Here is a 17,301-nt window from a genome sequence, read left to right as displayed (position 1 = left end):
ACCCGAACGGGCGGCAGGATGGGTTTGCAGGAAAGAGGGGAAGAGTGTCAGCCGTTGGAGCGTCCGGGGGCAGTCCGTTGCTGGCTGTCCGCAGCCTGACAAAGCTATTTGGTTCGTTTGCCGCGTGTAACGCCATCGATCTCGATATCCAGCCGGGCGAAATCCACGCCCTGCTGGGCGAGAACGGCGCCGGTAAATCCACCCTCGTCAAGATGCTCTTCGGCGTTCTGGCGCCGACCAGCGGACAGATCCTGTGGAAGGGCGAGCCCGTGCGGATCCCGAGCCCGGGCGCGGCCCGCCGCCTTGGCATCGGCATGGTTTTCCAGCATTTTTCGCTGTTCGAGGCGCTGACGGTCGCCGAGAACATCGCCCTGTCGCTAAGCCCCGGCATCTCGCTCTCCAAGGTGGCGGAGGAGGCCTCGCGCCTGTCCCATCTCTACGGCCTGCCGCTCGATCCGAAGGCGCATGTCGCGGACCTTTCGGTCGGCGAGCGCCAGCGCATCGAGATCGTGCGCGCGCTGCTGCAGAACCCGGAGCTGATCATCCTCGACGAGCCGACCTCGGTGCTGACGCCGCAGGAGGCCGACCGGCTGTTCGAGACGCTGGCCAAGCTGAAAGCCGAGGGGCGCTCGGTGCTCTATATCAGCCACCGCCTCGAAGAGGTGCAGCGCATCTGCGACCGCGCCACGGTCCTGCGCCACGGCAAGGTGACCGGCGCCTGCGATCCGCGCCAGGAAACGCCGGCCTCGCTGGCGCGCATGATGGTCGGCAGCGACGTCGCCTCGGTGACGGCGGCCGGCACCAACACGAAGGGTGACGTGCTGCTCGAAGCCCGGCACCTCAGCGTGCCGGCGCGCACCCCCTTCGCCGTCGCGCTGAAGAATGTCTGTCTGAAGGTGCGCGGCGGCGAGGTTCTGGCGATCGCCGGCGTTGCCGGCAACGGCCAGGGCGAGCTGTTCGACGCGCTCTCGGGCGAATATCCGGTGCCGGAAGCCGCCGCCGTCTCCATCCGCGGCAAGGCGGCCGGCAATCTCGGCATCACGGCGCGCCGCCTGATGGGCGCCGGTTTCGTGCCGGAGGAGCGCCACGGCCATGCCGCCGTGCCGGCGCTGCCGCTCTCCGACAATCTCGTCCTGGCGCGCAACCAGTCGGACCGCAAGACGTTCCTTGCCGGCGGCGTGCTCGGCGTCATCCGCCATGCGGTCGTGCGCATCGCCTCGAAGCGCATTTCCGAGACGATGGACGTGCGCAAGAGCGGCGAGAACCCGGCGGCCGGCTCGCTCTCCGGCGGTAACCTTCAGAAATACATCGTCGGGCGCGAACTCGACCGCCAGCCGGCCGTGCTGATCGTCAACCAGCCGACCTGGGGCGTCGATGCGGGCGCGGCAAGCCGCATCCGCCAGGCGCTCGTCGATCTCGCGAAGGCGGGCTCGGCCGTGCTGGTCATCAGCCAGGACCTCGACGAGATCTTCGAGGTCGCGACCGAGATCGCGGTCATCAGCGAGGGGCGGCTGTCCGATGCCTATCCGGCGCACGAACTGACCCGCGAGAAGATCGGCCTCCTGATGGGCGGCATGTACGGCAAGACGGACGGCGAGGTGGCCCATGCGCATTGAACTGGAAAAGCGCGCCAATCCCTCGACGCTCTACTCCATCCTCTCGCCCTTCCTTGCGCTCGGCCTGACGGTGATCGCCGGCGGCATCATGTTCGCGCTGATCGGCAAGGATCCGGTTTCGGCGCTCTACAGCTTCTTCATCGAGCCGCTGCTCGACATCTGGTCGCTGCACGAGATCGCCATCAAGGCCGCACCGCTGATCCTCATCGGCGCCGGCCTTTCGATCTGCTACCGCTCGAACAACTGGAACATCGGCGCCGAGGGCCAGTTCATCATGGGCGCCATTGCCGGCGCCATCGTGCCCGTCGTCTTCCATGACTGGCATTCGCCGCTCGTCCTGCCGCTGATGCTGGTCTTCGGCATGATCGGCGGTGCGCTCTATGCCGCCATTCCCGCCTTCCTCAAGGCGCATATGAACACCAACGAGATCCTGACGAGCCTGATGCTGGTCTATATCGCCCAGCTCTTCCTCGACTGGCTGGTGCGCGGCCCCTGGCGCAGCCCGGACGCCTACAATTTCCCGGTGACGCGCGATTTCGCGCCGGAAGCGATCCTTCCCGAGCTCATCGCCTCGGGAAGAGCCAATCTCGGCTTTGCCTTCGCCATCATTGCGGCCGTCGGCCTCTGGCTCATGATGCGCTACACGCTGAAGGGGTTCGAGATCACCGTGCTCGGCCAGTCGGAGCGGGCAGGGCGCTTCGCCGGCTTCTCGTCGAAGCGCATGATCTGGTTCTCGATGCTGCTGTCCGGCGCGCTCGCCGGTCTTGCCGGCATTTCCGAGGTCAGCGGCACGATCGGCAAGCTGCAGCCGATCATCTCGCCCGGCTACGGCTTCACCGCGATCATCGTCGCCTTCCTCGGCCGCCTCAATCCGCTCGGCATCATCGCCGCCGGCCTCTTCCTGGCGCTCACCTATGTGGGCGGCGAGGCGGTGCAGCTCACGCTCAGCGTCTCCGACAAGGTGACGCGCGTCTTCCAGGGGCTGCTCCTGTTCTTCGTGCTCTCCTGCGACACGCTCATCCAGTACAAGATCCGGCTGGTCTTCTCCCGGCTTGGGCAGTCCAGCGAAGGGGGAGCGCACTGATGGGTATCATCGAAGCGATCCTTCTCACCGTCATCACCGCGGCAACGCCGCTGGTGCTGGCCTCCCTCGGCGAGCTCGTCAGCGAGCGGGCGGGCGTGCTCAATCTCGGCGTCGAGGGCATGATGGTCATGGGGGCGGTGCTCGCCTTCGCCGTGACGCAGGCGACCGGCTCGCCCTATATCGGCGTCCTCGCCGGCATTGCCTGCGGCGCGCTGTTCTCGCTGCTCTTCGGCTTCCTCACTTTGACGCTCGTCGCCAACCAGGTGGCGACCGGCCTTGCGCTCACCATTCTCGGCCTCGGCATTTCCGGCCAGATCGGCGAGCCCTATGTCGGCATGTCGGGCATCAAGCTCCAGCCGATCGCGATCCCGCTGCTGTCCGACATTCCCTTTTTCGGTCCGCTGCTCTTCAAGCAGGACATCATCTTCTACCTGTCGATCGCGCTCGTCTTCGGCGTCAACTGGTTCCTGTTCCGCAGCCGCGCCGGCCTGAAGGTGCGGGCGATCGGCGACAGCCACGCCTCCGCCCATGCGCTCGGCATCCATGTCATCCGCACGCGCTACCTCGCCGTCATGGTCGGGGGCGCCTGCGCGGGCCTTGCCGGCGCGCAGCTCTCGCTGGTCTATACGCCGCAATGGGTGGAGAACATGTCCGCCGGGCGCGGCTGGATCGCGCTCGCGCTCGTCGTCTTCGCCTCCTGGCGGCCCTGGCGGCTGCTGGCGGGCGGCTATCTCTTCGGCGCGGTCTCGATCAGCCAGCTGCACGCCCAGGCGCTCGGCATCGGCATCCCCTCGCAGTTCCTGTCGGCGCTTCCCTACATCGCCACGGTTGTCGTCCTCATCCTGATATCGCACAATCGGCGGATGACGCTGATCAATACGCCTGCCTCGCTCGGAAAACCGTTCGTGCCCGACCGGTGAGCAAGAACAAGAAGACGGGAAAACCACTCCTGATAACCTACAGAGGATAAAATGAAGAAAATCATTCTCGCTCTCGCAACCTCGGCAGCCGTCCTCGGCTTTGCCGCTGCCGCCAGCGCCCAGGACAAGACGAAGATCTGCTTCATCTATGTCGGCTCCAAGACCGATGGCGGCTGGACCCAGGCGCACGATATCGGCCGCCAGGCGCTCCAGGACCATTTCGGCGACAAGATCGAAACGCCCTTCCTCGAAAACGTGCCGGAAGGCCCGGACGCCGAGCGTGCGATCGAGCGCATGGCCCGTTCCGGCTGCGCGCTGGTCTTCACCACCTCGTTCGGCTTCATGGACGCCACGGTCAAGGTCGCCGCAAAGTTCCCGGACGTGAAGTTCGAGCATGCGACCGGCTTCAAGTCGGCCGAAAACGTCGCCACCTACAATGCGCGCTTCTATGAAGGCCGCTACATCCAGGGCCTGATCGCCGCGAAGATCTCGGAAAAGGGCGTCGCCGGCTACATCGCCTCCTTCCCGATCCCGGAAGTGGTGATGGGCATCAATTCCTTCGTGCACGGCGCGCAGTCGATCAACCCGGACTTCAAGGTCAAGGTCATCTGGGCCAACACCTGGTTCGACCCGGGCAAGGAAGCCGACGCCGCCAAGGCGCTGATCGACCAGGGCGTCGACATCCTGACGCAGCACACGGACACGACCGCGCCGATGCAGGTCGCCTCCGAGCGCGGCATCAAGGCCTTCGGCCAGGCCTCCGACATGATCGCCGCCGGCCCGAACACCCAACTCACCGCCATCGTCGACACCTGGGGCGCCTACTACATCAAGCGCACCCAGGCGGTTCTTGACGGCACCTGGAAGTCGGAGCAGGTCTGGGACGGCCTCAAGGACGGCATCCTCACCATGGCGCCCTACACCAACATGCCCGACGACGTGAAGAAGCTGGCGGAAGAGGCGGAAGCCAAGATCCGCTCCGGCGAGCTGCACCCCTTCACCGGCCCGATCAAGAAGCAGGACGGTTCGGACTGGCTGGCGGACGGCGCCGTTTCCGACGACGGCACGCTGCTCGGCATGAACTTCTACATCGCCGGCGTCGACGACCAGCTGCCGAAGTAAGCCGGCAAGAGCAATTCCGGCAAAAGCGCGCAGCGGTTTTGCGTTCGCAATTGCGGCAAGACGAAAGGTGGGAGCGTTTTCGCTATTCGGAGAAAAACGGAGACCCTCCGGCCCATGACGGCACGAAAGGCGCCCCGCAAGGGGCGCCTTTTCGTTTGTGAAGACGTGATGACACGATCGGCCTTTGCGGAATCGGCGGCGCGCTCTATACCTGCCGGATGGCTTTGGACCAGAATGGGTGGTCCTTGGCGGAGGAGGGGACGTCGTTGCGCAGGGGTTTGCTTGAAACCGTCATCAGCGGGATGAACACGCGTACCAGCCACGCGCAGGTCGTCAACGAGCTGGGAAGGGCGATCATCGCGGGCGAGTATCCCGTCGGCGCCACCTTGCCGGGCGACGCCGAGCTTGCCGCCCGCTTCAAGGTCTCCCGCACGGTGCTGCGCGAGGCGATGAAGACGCTCGCCGCCAAGGGCCTTGTCGTGCCGCGCGCGCGCATCGGCACGCGCGTGACGCCGAACACCCAGTGGAACCTCTTCGACAGCGATATCCTCACCTGGTACTTCGCCGTCGGCGTCAACGAGGATTTCCTGCTGCACCTGTCCGAGGTGCGCCTTGCCTTCGAGCCGCAGGCGGCGGCGCTGGCGGCGCGTCATGCGACGGAGGCCGATATCAGCCAGATGATGCGCCTTGCCGTCGCCATGGGCGATCCGGAGCACACGGCGGAGACGCTGGCCATGGCCGATCTGAAGTTCCATCTCTCCGTGCTCGAGGCCTCCCGCAATCCCTTCCTGCGCACGCTGGGCAGCCTCATCGAGGCGGGCCTCGTGGGCGCCTTCAAGCTCTCGTCCCCGGCCGCCGACCGCGGCAAGATCGGCGATGTCTCGACGAGCCACATCCGCATCGTCGAGGAGATCGACAAGCGGGACGAGGACGGCGCGCGCCGGGCGATGGAGAATGTCATCAAGGTCGGGCGCGAGCGCGTCGTGCAGGCGCTGCGCGAGGGGAAATAGCGCCGTTCCAGCAGGGTGCTTCGTGAAGGCGTGCGCCCGTCAGATCGGCGATGGCGTGGCGAGGTTGAGCTCGCCTTGCGCGCCGTCCTCGTCCGGCGCCTTGCGCGCCTCCCCGGCGAGCAGCCGGTCGGCCATGGCCGCGGCGACCTCCTCCTTGGCGATGACGATGTGGTTGGCGCCGAACTGGCGAAGGTGCTCGGCCTCGGCCTCGGACGTCGCGCGCGCCACGATGCGGATCGCGCCATTGGCCGAGCGCGCCTGCTCGATCAGCGTGCCGGCCGCAAAGGCATCCGGTATGGCCGTCACGAACCAGCGCGCGCCGGTGATGTTTGCCTGCGCCAGCACGCCGCGCCCGCCCGCCGGTTCGCCGATCGCCTCGGCGCCGCTTTCCCGCAGGGCGGCGGCCACCCCGGCCCGCTCCTCGATGACCAGCACCGGCATGCCGGCGGCGCGCAGCCGCTCGACGATGCGTCTGCCGACCCGGCCGTAGCCGACGACGATCGCATGGTCGGTGAGTGTCGTCGGCTCCGGCCCGTCCTCGGCGGGATCCTCCGGCTGGGGCGCCGCATCGGGGCTGCCCTCCGGTTCCTGTGTTTCTGCGGCATCGAGCTTGGCGCCGTAGTGATCGACCGCCATGAAGAGCAGCGGATTGACCAGGATCGAGAACAGCGCGCCCGCCACGACGAGATCCTGCGCCACCGCCGGCAGGAGATCGAGGCCGACCCCGAGCACGACGAGGATGAAGGAGAATTCGCCGATCTGCGCGAGGCTTGCGGCAATGGCCAGCGCGATGGTGCGCGGATAGCCGAAGGCCTTGACGATGAGATAGGCGGCGGCCGACTTGATGAAGACGATGGTGACGAAGGTCGCGAGGATCGCCAGCGGCCGCTCGATCAGGTTGACCGGGTTGAACAGCATGCCGACGGAGACGAAGAAGAGCACCGCGAAGGCATCGCGCAGCGGCAGCGTCTCGCGCGCCGCCTGCTGGCTGAGCTGCGATTCGGCCAGCACCATGCCGGCAAAGAAGGCGCCGAGCGCGAAGGACACGCCGAACAGCTTGGCCGAGCCGTAGGCGACGCCGAGCGCGATGGCGAGCACGGACAGGCGGAACAGCTCGCGCGAGCCCGTATGCGCCACGTAATGAAGGATCATCGGAATGACCTTGCGGCCGACGACGAGCATCAGCGCGATGAAGGCCGAGACCTTCAGCGCCGTCACGCCCACCGCGGTCCAGACCGCGCCGATGCCGAGCGCCCGCGTCAAGTCCGGGTCGACATCGGCCGTCTGCGCCGTGCCGCCCAGCACGCCGGCGAGCGGCGGCAACAGCACGAGGGTGAGCACCATGACGAGATCCTCGACGATCAGCCAGCCGACCGCGATCCGGCCCCTTTCCGTCTCCACCATGCGGCGCTCCTGCAGGGCGCGCAGCAGCACCACGGTGCTGGCGACGGAGAGCGACAGGCCGAAGACGAAGCCGCTGCCGGCAGACCACCCCATGGCCAGCGCGACCAGCAGGCCGAACACGGTCGCAACGGCGATCTGGCCGATGGCGCCCGGTATGGCGATCGCCCGCACCGACAGGAGGTCCTTCAGCGAGAAATGCAGGCCCACGCCGAACATCAGCAGGATGACGCCGATTTCCGCCAGTTCGTTCGCCAGTTTCTGGTCGGCGACGAATCCGGGGGTGAAGGGGCCGATGAACACGCCGGCGAGGAGATAGCCGGCGATCGGCGGCAGACGGAAACGATGTGCGACCAGGCCCGCCAGGAAGGCGAGGGAGATACCGGCAACGAGGGTTGCGATCAGCGGCGTCGCATGGGGCAAGCGCGTCCATCCTTAATCCATGGGAATTCAAGAGGATAGGGTAGCCGGCCCCGTCGCGCAAGGCGGGAAAACTGTCAATCGTCGTTGCTGGCGTTCAGCTCTTCCGGCCGCTTGCCCTCGTCCGCCGCGCGGGTGGCAAGCTGGGCCGCCCCCATCGACTGGTAGAGGTTGAACAGGGCCTCGCTCGCGCGGGCGGCGAGGCGGAACCATTCGTCATTGCCGGCGATGGCGGGGTGATGGAGAAGCTGGTCGTCGACGAGGTCGAGCACGATGGACGCGGTATGCACCGCCTCATGGAAGCCGAAGGAGTCGGACGAATAGTGCGACAGAAGCTCCGCCGGCGTCATGGCGCGCTCCTGCGCCAGGATGTCGAGTTGCCTCAGCCGTTCGTCTTCCAGTTCGATATCGGTGCTTTCCAGCATTGTCGTCTCCATGGCCTGCGTCACCTCAGAAATACTCGATTCGCGTGTAGCGGTGGATGAGGAGGAGCGAGCGATCCGGCTGGATGCGGTAGGTCTCCACCACGGGGCGGCCATACCGGTCGATGAACGTGTGTTCGAACGTGCTGCCGATCGGCGCCTTGGTGAGTTTCGTGCGCGGCTGGCCGCCATAGGTGATGCTGCCGGGAATGGGTTCGACGGCCCGCGGCGTGCCGGTCGTGCAGGCGGCAAGGAAGAGCGCTGTGAAAGAGGCGAGGGCGATGCGGATCATGGAAGACTCCTCCCGTGCAATTCTAGCAGAAGGCCGGAACGGGGCAAAAGAAAAGGGCGGCCGAAGCCGCCCGTTTCCCGGATCAGCCTTGCGGCGTGAGGGTCACTGACGTGCCGGTGGCTGCAAGGTTCAGGCCGATCTGGCCGCTGACGCTGACCGTCTGCAGGTGGATCGAGCCGGAGGTGCCGCCGACGAGCACATTGGTGCCGACGCCGAAGCCGAGCGTCGCCTCCGCCGTCGCGCCCTGGTAGAGGCCGCCGAGCGAGCCCTGATGGTAGCCGGCCGTCGGTGCGAAGACCGCCCAGACGATGCGGCCCTGCGTGGTGAAGCCGACATCGACGCCCATCTTGCGGATGACGCCGCTATAGGCATCCTGCTCGCCGCGCGTGGAGGAGAAGACGCAATCGACGCTCTTGGCCGAGCCGAGCACATAGCCGACGCCGCCGCCGACATCGCAGGTCAGCATGCCGATCTTCACGCCATCGCGATCGCCGCGCTCGACATAGGCCGGCGCCTCCTCGCGGATAACCATGTCTGCCGCGCCAGCGGTCGTTGCAAAAGCCTGCGCAAGGCCCAGCGCAAGGACAGTTCCAAGCTTCTTGTTCATCTGTGCACTCCTTCTAACTGGCACGATAATGGCGAATCCGGTGCATTGGTTCCCGGCCGCAGGCCATCTCATGGAGAAGATCGTGGCGGAGTGTGGGCAGGTAACGGTTTGATAACACATTGCGCCGGCCGGCCCGCACGGTGCGCGCCGGGCGCGGCTTTTCGATCACAGGCAGGAGGGATGCAGGCGATCTATACGCGATTGATCGTCGGCAGGTGGGTGATCACCTCGTCGCGGCGCCTTTCGTCCAGCGGGGCGATATGTTCGTTCCAGAACGCTTCGGCTGCCGGCGTATCGTGTGTCCACTGACGCGTGCCGACGAGGTTGTCGTCGATCTTTGCGCGCCGGCCGCCGCCGAGGCGCAGATATTCGGCTGCCAGCCTTGCGGTGGGTGTCTGTTCCATGGCCAGTCTCCTCTGGTGTCGGAACGAAACCTCTCCCGCCGGGTATTGTTCCGGCAACAAAAAAGGCCGGGGCGAAAACGCACCGACCTTCCTCATCATCACCCTTTTCACCAGTGCCAGTACATCCGTGGTCAAAGGCATCAGGTGATGGCGGCAATTGCGAGCGGCAGAAGCTTTCCAGCGCTCATCAGCAATGCCGATGAGGGGTATATAGGCAGGCATTGTGTTCAAAACAAGGTGCCGTGACGAAGTCTTTTTCCGACCGCATGCTCGCACGTTGACGATGCGTCCAAAGCTGCTAAAAAGCCGGCATCGCCTGCAGGGGTGGCGAACCGGCTGAAAACCGGCTTTCGCAGCTTTTCCGACACCGGAAGGGCATCGCCGTTTCAGATGGAAGAGTGTCCGAGTGGTTTAAGGAACCGGTCTTGAAAACCGGCGTAGGTGAAAGCCTACCGTGGGTTCGAATCCCACCTCTTCCGCCAAGGCGCTTTGTTTTCATTGAGAATTTTTGATTTTCTATGCTGCCCTTCTCATGCGACCGTCGGTTATTTCCATCGCAGCGGCCACGGACACTAGCGCAAAGGCATAGGACAGACGATCGCGCGGCTACGTTTGTCGCCGCTGCCAGCAGATGAGAGAAGCCCCGGCAAAACCGGGGCTTCCTTCGCTTTCAGGGAAGCTTGACCGAAGGCTCTCTTGCCCAGACGCGCAGCGCGCCGAGACCTTTCAGGAAGCCGGCGACGGCATCGGCACCATCGATCTCGACAGTTCCTTCATCCGGCAAGTCGGCAGCGCCGGCCATTTCAAGGAGCGGAAAGGCGGCCTTGGTGTAGCCGATGAACTTGCAATGGGCGAAGGCGTCCGCAACGAAATCGCGTGCTGCCGCCTCCTTGAGGAGATCGCCTGCGCCTTCCTCCGATGCCAGCACGACCACCGCGTCGTAGAGCACGGAGGGACCGCCATCGATCATTTGCTGAGCGGCCAGCGGCTTGCCATCGGACAATGTAACGCCGCCGACCTTCGGGGCGATCACTTCGATCACCGCCTTCTCTTTCTCGATGCCCGCCTTGAGAGCCTGGAAAAGCGTGCTGTCCGCGCCATCGGTGACGAGCACGCCGAGCTTGCGACCCTCGAAGCGCTGAGGTCCGCGCTGGATGATGCTGAGGGCGGGAGAGGGCTCCAGGTCCTGGCGCGTCTCGACCGCCGCCGCGGCCGGCTTCGGCAGGGCGTCGATGCCGAGGGCGACCGCGACCTTGTTCGCCAGCGTCTCGTCGATGTTCAGGAGATGGGAGACCACGCGCTCGCGGATAACAGGCGTTTCGACCTTGCTCAGCTCGAAGGTCAGCGCCATGGCGATGTGCCGCTGTTCGGGCGGCGTCTGGCTGATGTAGAACTGGCGCGCCTGACTGTAGTGATCGGCAAAGCTCTCCGGCCGCAGGCGCACTTTCTCACCGCTCTCCTGCGCGTTGAAATGCCGGTATCCGGCGCGGGGAGATTCGCGCGGCCCTTCGCCAAAGGAGTTCGGCTGATAATTCACCCGGCCGACAGGATTGCGCATCGCCATGTGCCCGTCCTGCTGGAAATGCGCGAAGGGACACTTCGGCGCATTGATCGGCAGATGGGTGAAATTCGTGCTGCCGAGCCGCTTCAGCTGCGTGTCGAGATAGGAGAAGTTGCGGCCCTGGAGCAGCGGATCGTTGCTGAAGTCGATGCCGGGCGGCACGTTCTGCGTCATGAAGGCGACCTGCTCGGTTTCGGCGAAGAAGTTGTCGGGCATGCGGTCGAGAACGAGACGGCCGACGGGTTTCGGCGGAAGGACCTCTTCCGGAATGAGCTTGGTCGGGTCGAGCACGTCGAAATCGAAGCTGTCGGCGAAATCCTGATCGAAAAGCTGGACCTGCAATTCCCATTCCGGGAAGTTGCCGGACTGGATGGCCTGCCAGAGATCGCGCCGATGGAAGTCGGGGTCAGCGCCGTTGATCTTCACCGCCTCGTTCCAGGCGACGGACTGGAGGCCGAGCTTCGGCTTCCAGTGGAACTTCACGAAGGTCGACTCGTCCTTGGCGTTGACGAAGCGGAACGTGTGCACGCCGAACCCTTCCATGAAACGGAAGGAGCGGGGAATGGCCCGGTCCGACATGACCCACATGATCATGTGCATGCTTTCGGGCGTCAGGCTGATGAAGTCCCAGAAATTGTCATGCGCGGACTGGGCCTGCGGAAAGCCGCGGTCGGGCTCGGGTTTCACGGCATGGATGATGTCGGGGAACTTGATCGCATCCTGAATGAAGAAAACCGGGATGTTGTTGCCGACGAGGTCCCAGTTACCCTCCTTCGTATAGATCTTCACGGCAAAACCGCGCACGTCACGGGCAAGGTCGAATGATCCCTTGCTGCCGGCGACGGTGGAGAAGCGCACGAAGGCGGGCGTCTTCTCGCCGGCGCGCTGGAAGAGGTCGGCACGTGTATAGGCCGCGAGGGACTCATAGGTCTCGAAATAGCCGTGGGCGCCGTAGCCGCGGGCATGCACGACCCGCTCGGGAATGCGCTCGTGGTCGAAATGGAAGATCTTTTCGCGAAAGTGGAAGTCTTCGATGAGGGCGGGGCCGCGTGCGCCGACCCGAAGCGTGTTCTGGTCGTCCGCGACGGGGGCGCCCTGCGCCGTCGTCAGGACGGGATGACCGTCTTCGGCAATCTGATGCAGTTCGCCACCGTTGCCGCGCCGGAGCTTTTGATCATGCACGGAAGCCTCTTCCATCTTCGTGATGGGGCTCGCTTTCTTGGCCATGGAAATCTCCTGGGAAGTGTTGCAGTCCCCTAACCTGAAATATCCCGCCTTGTTCCGGGGCAGCGGCATGGAACATCCGATCGTAGCGGAAGTTGTTGTTTCCACGCGCTCGACGCGTTCACGACATGAAGGAGATTTCAAATGGGTCGCGGTATTCTTCTCTGGCTCCTGGGCATTCCCCTGCCGATCGTCATCCTGCTCGTCCTGTTCATGCGATAGGGGGCGGCGATGGCCAATTACACGACGGGCGTTTCCGACGTCGGCATCGAATCCAATGTTCCTGCACTGGCATGAGGCCCGGTCATCGGCGGCGCGACAGCGGCATGCGCGATGAGCCTCATTCTCCTTCTTCTCGGTTCCGGCGTCGGGCTCACCATGGTTTCGCCGTGGTCGGGAGAGAGCGCCTCGTTCACGACGGTCAGCGTGACGGCCGCCATCTGGTTCGTCGTCGTGCAGTGGCTGTCCTCGGCGCTGGGCGGCTATCTCACCGGACGGCTTCGCACGAAATGGGCAGGCATCCATACCGACGAAGTGTTCTTCCGGGATACCGCGCATGGGCTCCTGAGTTGGGCGCTGGCGACCGTCGTCGTCGCCGGGCTTGCCGGCTCGGCCTTCACTTCGCTGGTCGGAAGCGGTGTGCAGGCGGCATCGTCGGTTGCAACGACCGCGGCCGTCGGCGCCACGGCGACGGCAGCTGGAAGCAATGATACTCCCGATCTTGCGACAGGGTATTTCACGGACCTGCTTCTTCGTCCCCAGGATGCGGCGGCCAGAGCGCAGTCGGACGATGCGGCGGCGACCGCCGAGGTGTCGCGCATCCTGATGCAGGGTGCGGCAAACGGTGAAATTCCGGAAGCTGATCGCGCCTATGTCGCGACCATCGTCGCTGCCCGCGCCGGGATTCCCCAGGAAGAGGCCCGTGTGCGTGTCGACCAGGTGCTGCAGCAGGTTGAGGACGCGAAGAACGCAGCCCTTCAGGCCGCTGATGAGGCACGAAAGTCAGCCGCCACGGTGGCGTTGCTCGGTGCCCTGTCCTTGCTGGTCGGCGCCTTCGTCGCTTCCGCTGCTGCCGCCCTTGGCGGACGGCAACGCGACGACGAAGAGGCGGCTCTGATCGTGCGGGCTTAGGCCCGGCCGGTAACCAAGGGCTTCTGCAACCTTTCTCAAGGAACAACAGGCGCTGCATGGCGCCTGTTGTTCTGTCGTCCGAAGCTTGCCCGCGGGCATGTCTCGGTTCCCAATGGGGCATCGTTCTTGAAGGAACGTCGTCAGCGGTCTCCAGCGCCGCCGCTTGCGACCGATGGATCGCTCTGGGACGGGGTGCCGCCGATATGCCGCATCTCGGTTTGCAACTCGAACCGAATGCCGAGGGGATCGTGCGAAAGCACTGCCTTGCCGCCGAAATCGTGCGGCAATACCATTTGGATAATCCTTGAGCCGAACCCCCTGCGGGCTGGCGAGCGCACCGCCGGACCACCCTCTTCAACCCAGCGGAACACAAACGTCTCACCAGTCTCGGGCCGGCCGGCGGTCCATTCGACGCGAACTTTTCCCGCTTCGTTTGAAAGGGCGCCATACTTCACGGCATTCGTCGCCAGTTCGTGCAGCGCCAGGCTGAGGCTCAGCGCCTGCCTGGACGACAGCATGATCGGCGGACCACCGATGTGAAATCGTTCGTTGGTGGTCTCGAATGGCGCCATCGCCTGAAAGACGACATCGACCACACTGGCCTCCGTGGCGCCGGCGCGCGTCAGCAACGACTGTGCCTGTGCCATCGCCTGAATGCGCTCCAGCAGGCTCGATCGCGCCTCCGCATCGTTATCGTCGCCTCGCAATGTCTGGCTGACGATCGCCGCGACCACCGCAAGCGTGTTTTTTATGCGGTGTTCGAGTTCTGCGTTGAGCAGGTTCGCCTGCCGTCGGGCGTCGACCGTGGCCGTTGTCTCGATCACCGTGTCGATCATTCCCCGGACCACGCCGGTCTCGTCGCGGATCGGGCTGTAGCAAAAGGTAAAATGGGCTTTCTCGGGATAGCCATGCCGGTTGATCACGAGCGGGAAGTCCTCGATGAACGTCGCCTCGCCAGCGAACGCCCGCTCCGCGACCGGTCCGATCTCGTCCCAAGCCTCATGCCACACCTCGCTGAACGGCCTGCCGAGCGCGGGCGGTTTCTCGCCAAGGATGGGAAGGAACGCGTCGTTATGGATGGTGATGAGGTCCGGCCCCCAGACGATGCATTTGGGAAACTTCGAATTCACCATCATGCCGACGGCGATCTTGAGAGAGGAAGGCCAGCGTTCGAGGCCGCCAAGGACGGTGGAAGACCAGTCGTATGCCCGGATGGCGTCGGCCATCCTTCCCCCGCCATCGAGGAAATGCGCGGACTCACGCAATTTGACGCCCCTTTGCGGTTTTCACGGAGATCGATGCCAATCCGTGCTCCAGCCCTCGTTTCCGATGGTAACGAACATTCGATAACATGGTGTTTCCCAAGGCCTTTGCAACTTTGATCCTCCAATTGCAATGAACACGCAAGTGGTCAGCCGGTTGCGAACCGGCTGGCGCGGCGTCTTTCGCAAAACCGGCTGAACTCCTTTCGCTTCCATGCATTGTTGCTGCGTGGCGACAAGGAGAGGGAGAGGCATGGAGGGATTTTCTGCGACTTCGGATCCGAAGGGCCGGCGCGCGGACTCGCCGGGCGAGATTCCGGCGCTCGGCCTGCGGGATGTGGCGTGGCGCCTCTATGACAGCCTGACCACCGATCGCATCCTGCTCATCGCGGCGGGCGTCACCTTCTATCTTCTCCTGTCGATCTTTCCCGCCATCAGCGTGTTCGTGTCGCTCTACGGGCTCGTCGCCGATCCATCCTCGGTCGTCGACCGTCTCGCCTTCTTCGGTTCGGCGATGCCGGAACAGGCATTCGAGCTGATCCTCGGCCAGCTGCGCAGCCTCACATCCGCGCCGCAAGCGAGCCTTTCCGTCACACTGCTCGGCAGCCTGGCTATTGCGCTCTGGTCGGCCAATGCCGGCATGAAGGCGCTGTTCGAGGCGATGAACGTCGCCTATGGCGAGACCGAAAAGCGTGGTTTCATCCGGCTGAATCTGACCTCTCTTTCGTTCACCTTCGCCAGTCTGGTGCTGGTCGTGCTGATCATCACCCTGGCGGGGATCGTTCCGGCAATGCTGGATTATCTCTGGCTCGGCCGCTGGACGGAGCTGATCATCCGCCTGGCGCGTTGGCCGCTGCTGCTGGCGCTGATCGCGGTGGCGATCATGTCGCTCTACCGGCTCGGACCAAGCCGGGAGCCGGCGAAGCTGCGCTGGCTCAGTTGGGGCGCGGTCTTCTCCACCGGTGCGTGGCTTGCTGCGGCGCTGGCGATCACTTTCTATCTCGGTCACATCGCGGACTACAACGCGACCTACGGCGCGCTCGGCGCGTCGATCGGCTTCATGGTGTGGGTCTGGGTCTCCGTCATCATCGTCATCCTCGGCGCGGAACTGAACGCCGAGCTCGAACATCAGACGGCGCGCGACAGCACGACGGGACCACCGGAAGAGATGGGCCGCAGGGGAGCGTACATGGCCGACACGATCGGTGCGGACGCGTGACGTCCGCACCCGCGCATGGGCGATCGGTCGTGCTGCCACTGGCGCGGATGCGTGAAGGAAAGGTTTTGCCTGGAGGCGAAGAGGTCGCCGAGCGTCGGCCGTCCGTCAGGATACTTGTCGCATCCGGCCGGACGCTCCCGCAGCCCGCACAGCTGCCAGAGGGCGCGGTATTCATCCGGAAGCCTTTCAGCGCGACGGTGGTTTACCAGCGCCTGCTGAACGAACGTCCACGCAGATGGCGCAGCCATCCTGCCTTCTACGCAAGCGCGTACCGCTCATAACGGAACGGAACATTGCCGGGTCGGGGTCGTTGATTATTTTGAACCGTGAGATCGTCCAATGCCAGCGCTCGTACACTACATTCTGAGCCGCCTTTGCATCGGCTTTGCACTCGGTGCCCTAAGCGCCGTGGCGGTTCTGCAACTCGAACCGCCCGCATTCGGTGCGTCGCCCGGTCCCCTGGAAGCTTTGCTCGTGATCTATGGCATCGGTTCTGCCTTTGCCCTCGGCTACCTCGCGACCGCGCTCGGCTGGGAGAATATGGAAGTGTAGCAGTCGACGTCTCCGCCCGGTCGTATCGTCCGTTCGGCGGTCCCCTCAAACGGTCGCAGGAAGGCGAACGATGATCCTTGAAGATTTATATCGCCTGCTGCGCGCCGGTCACGTTCAGGCGCAAGGGATCGTCGATACGCTGACACAGCCCCTCGTCGTGCTCGACCAGGTCTTTTGTGTCACCAACGCCAACAACGCCTTCATCGACGCGTTCAAGGTGGACCGGGACGATATTCTCGGTCGCAGCCTGTTTTCGCTGGGCAACGGCGAATGGGATATCGCGGATCTGCGAACGTTGATGGCGGAGATCATTCCGAAGACAGCAGCGGTCGTCGGCTATGAGGTCACGCACAATTTTCAAACCATCGGAAAGCGCACATTCCTTGTCGATGCCCGGCGTCTTGTCCATCCCGACAACAACAGCACCAGCATTCTCGTCGTCTTCGAGGACGTCACCGAGAGCAATCGGGAGCGGGTGGAGAGCGATATCATTCTTGCCGAAACCCGCCATCGCATGAAGAACCTGTTTTCGGTGATCCGCGCACTCGCCATGCAGACGCAGACGGAGGGCTACACGGCGAAGGAGTATCGCGACGCCTTTCTGGGGCGTATCGACCTTGCCTTGCGCGCGCAGGAGATCGCGCCGGGAGAAACGAGCGCGGATCTCTCCGCGCTTCTCGACGCTGCGGTCACCGCCACGGGCGGTAACCGTATCCACATCGAAGCGGGACCCTCCACCACCCTTCCATCGTCGAAGGTCCTGCCAGTCAGCATGATGTTCCACGAGCTGACGACGAACGCGCTGAAATACGGCGCGCTCTCGGTTCCGGAGGGGCGGGTCCGGCTGTCGTGGCGGATCGAAGAGAGCGATGGCCTGACCATGCTGGTCTGCGAGTGGCGGGAGGAGCATGGGCCGACGGTTCGACCGCCTGTCCATCGCGGATACGGCACGGAGTTGATCACCGCGACCGCGAAACATCTCGGGGGATCGGCGGAACAAAGGTTCGATGCCCGCGGTTTGATCGCCAACATCAAACTGCCGGTATAGGGATGC

Annotated in this window: 16 protein-coding genes and 1 tRNA gene; 10 read left to right on the top strand and 7 right to left on the bottom strand. The window is 64.5% G+C overall.

What is annotated here, in order from left to right:
• The first annotated feature begins 44 nt into the window (after nt 1-44).
• From AABF56_RS08220 to AABF56_RS08200, 5 genes are all read left to right on the top strand, one after another.
• Nucleotides 45-1,616: an ABC transporter ATP-binding protein gene (locus tag AABF56_RS08220; protein ID WP_272805556.1), complete on the top strand. Its 1,572-nt coding sequence runs from the start codon at nt 45-47 to the stop codon at nt 1,614-1,616.
• Complete coding sequence (locus tag AABF56_RS08215) at nt 1,606-2,700, top strand: ABC transporter permease (RefSeq protein WP_272805555.1); 1,095 nt, start codon at nt 1,606-1,608, stop codon at nt 2,698-2,700. Before AABF56_RS08220 ends, AABF56_RS08215 begins: the two co-directional genes overlap by 11 nt.
• Complete coding sequence (locus AABF56_RS08210) at nt 2,700-3,620, top strand: ABC transporter permease (protein ID WP_272805554.1); 921 nt, start codon at nt 2,700-2,702, stop codon at nt 3,618-3,620. The genes AABF56_RS08215 and AABF56_RS08210 overlap by 1 nt, the downstream gene beginning before the upstream one ends.
• Before the next feature lie 51 nt (nt 3,621-3,671).
• The gene (locus AABF56_RS08205) at nt 3,672-4,742 is read left to right on the top strand and encodes a BMP family ABC transporter substrate-binding protein (RefSeq protein WP_244765362.1); all 1,071 of its coding nucleotides are present in this window, start codon (nt 3,672-3,674) and stop codon (nt 4,740-4,742) included.
• A 302-nt stretch (nt 4,743-5,044) separates the two neighbouring features.
• The gene (locus AABF56_RS08200) at nt 5,045-5,752 is read left to right on the top strand and encodes a FadR/GntR family transcriptional regulator (protein ID WP_348538647.1); all 708 of its coding nucleotides are present in this window, start codon (nt 5,045-5,047) and stop codon (nt 5,750-5,752) included.
• 39 nt (nt 5,753-5,791) lie between these two features.
• Here the strand turns inward: AABF56_RS08200 and ybaL are convergent, their stop codons facing one another.
• From ybaL to AABF56_RS08175, 5 genes are all read right to left on the bottom strand, one after another.
• On the bottom strand, nt 5,792-7,576 hold the full coding sequence (gene ybaL, locus AABF56_RS08195; protein WP_272805553.1) for a YbaL family putative K(+) efflux transporter: 1,785 nt from the start codon (nt 7,574-7,576) through the stop codon (nt 5,792-5,794).
• Nucleotides 7,577-7,650: 74 nt separating this feature from the next.
• The gene (locus AABF56_RS08190) at nt 7,651-7,998 is read right to left on the bottom strand and encodes a hypothetical protein (RefSeq protein ID WP_272805552.1); all 348 of its coding nucleotides are present in this window, start codon (nt 7,996-7,998) and stop codon (nt 7,651-7,653) included.
• Between the two features lie 25 nt (nt 7,999-8,023).
• Complete coding sequence (locus tag AABF56_RS08185; RefSeq protein ID WP_272805551.1) at nt 8,024-8,287, bottom strand: hypothetical protein; 264 nt, start codon at nt 8,285-8,287, stop codon at nt 8,024-8,026.
• 82 nt (nt 8,288-8,369) lie between these two features.
• The gene (locus AABF56_RS08180) at nt 8,370-8,894 is read right to left on the bottom strand and encodes a DUF992 domain-containing protein (RefSeq protein ID WP_244765367.1); all 525 of its coding nucleotides are present in this window, start codon (nt 8,892-8,894) and stop codon (nt 8,370-8,372) included.
• A gap of 191 nt (nt 8,895-9,085) precedes the next feature.
• Nucleotides 9,086-9,298 carry a hypothetical protein gene (locus tag AABF56_RS08175; RefSeq protein WP_272805550.1) on the bottom strand — a complete coding sequence of 71 codons (213 nt, stop codon included), beginning with the start codon at nt 9,296-9,298 and terminating at the stop codon, nt 9,086-9,088.
• Nucleotides 9,299-9,690: 392 nt separating this feature from the next.
• On the opposite strand from AABF56_RS08175, the gene AABF56_RS08170 reads away from it, so the two are divergent.
• Nucleotides 9,691-9,780 (top strand) — tRNA-Ser (locus AABF56_RS08170).
• Nucleotides 9,781-9,968: 188 nt separating this feature from the next.
• Here AABF56_RS08170 and katE read toward each other — a convergent pair.
• A complete protein-coding gene (katE, locus tag AABF56_RS08165) occupies nt 9,969-12,086 on the bottom strand; it encodes a catalase (protein ID WP_272805549.1) in 2,118 nt (705 codons plus the stop codon).
• Nucleotides 12,087-12,416: 330 nt separating this feature from the next.
• On the opposite strand from katE, the gene AABF56_RS08160 reads away from it, so the two are divergent.
• A complete protein-coding gene (locus AABF56_RS08160; RefSeq protein ID WP_272805548.1) occupies nt 12,417-13,214 on the top strand; it encodes a hypothetical protein in 798 nt (265 codons plus the stop codon).
• A 140-nt stretch (nt 13,215-13,354) separates the two neighbouring features.
• Here AABF56_RS08160 and AABF56_RS08155 read toward each other — a convergent pair whose 3' ends face one another.
• Nucleotides 13,355-14,440, bottom strand: coding sequence for a sensor histidine kinase (locus tag AABF56_RS08155; RefSeq protein WP_272805547.1), 1,086 nt, complete (start codon nt 14,438-14,440; stop codon nt 13,355-13,357).
• 289 nt (nt 14,441-14,729) lie between these two features.
• Between AABF56_RS08155 and AABF56_RS08150 the strand changes: the two genes are divergently transcribed.
• The 3 genes from AABF56_RS08150 to AABF56_RS08140 all read left to right on the top strand — a co-directional run bounded on the left by AABF56_RS08150 (nt 14,730) and on the right by AABF56_RS08140 (nt 17,295).
• On the top strand, nt 14,730-15,695 hold the full coding sequence (locus AABF56_RS08150) for a YihY/virulence factor BrkB family protein (RefSeq protein WP_272805546.1): 966 nt from the start codon (nt 14,730-14,732) through the stop codon (nt 15,693-15,695).
• A gap of 339 nt (nt 15,696-16,034) precedes the next feature.
• Nucleotides 16,035-16,247 carry a hypothetical protein gene (locus AABF56_RS08145; RefSeq protein WP_244765373.1) on the top strand — a complete coding sequence of 71 codons (213 nt, stop codon included), beginning with the start codon at nt 16,035-16,037 and terminating at the stop codon, nt 16,245-16,247.
• A 70-nt stretch (nt 16,248-16,317) separates the two neighbouring features.
• Complete coding sequence (locus AABF56_RS08140) at nt 16,318-17,295, top strand: HWE histidine kinase domain-containing protein (RefSeq protein WP_272805545.1); 978 nt, start codon at nt 16,318-16,320, stop codon at nt 17,293-17,295.
• Nucleotides 17,296-17,301 lie beyond the last annotated feature (6 nt).

It is taken from the genome of Shinella sp. WSC3-e (genome assembly GCF_945994535.1).
Classification (GTDB): domain Bacteria; phylum Pseudomonadota; class Alphaproteobacteria; order Rhizobiales; family Rhizobiaceae; genus Shinella; species Shinella yambaruensis.
This window is presented reverse-complemented; position numbering and strand designations above follow the sequence as displayed.